This window comes from Acinetobacter sp. UBA6720 (assembly GCF_002454215.1).
In the GTDB taxonomy this organism is placed as follows: domain Bacteria; phylum Pseudomonadota; class Gammaproteobacteria; order Pseudomonadales; family Moraxellaceae; genus Acinetobacter.
In genome coordinates, this window is the sequence record NZ_DKIK01000160.1 from 1 (window position 1) to 369 (window position 369).

A 369-nucleotide genomic window follows, 5' to 3' on the forward strand; every position below is an offset into this window, starting at 1 on the left:
AAAAACGGGTGCGGTAGTACTTGCCGGTGAAATCACAACAACTGCAAATGTTGACTTTGAAGCAGTAGTACGCCAAACCGTAAATGGCATTGGCTATCACCATTCTGACCTAGGTTTTGATGGTTCAACCTGTGCTGTGATCAACATGATTGGTAAACAGTCACCAGAGATTGCTCAAGGTGTAGACCGCCAAAAGCCTGAAGATCAAGGCGCAGGTGACCAAGGTTTAATGTTTGGTTATGCAAGCCGTGAAACTGACGTGCTTATGCCTGCTCCAATTTCATACGCACACCGTTTAATGGAAAAGCAAGCTGAACTACGTCGCAGTGGTGCTTTACCATGGTTACGTCCAGATGCAAAAAGCCAAGT

Annotated in this window: 1 protein-coding gene; it reads left to right on the top strand. The window is 45.8% G+C overall.

The features are described 5' to 3' along the window. A partial coding sequence (locus tag B4F08_RS13915; RefSeq protein WP_291374854.1) for an S-adenosylmethionine synthetase N-terminal domain-containing protein occupies nt 1–369 on the top strand: 369 nt, incomplete at both ends.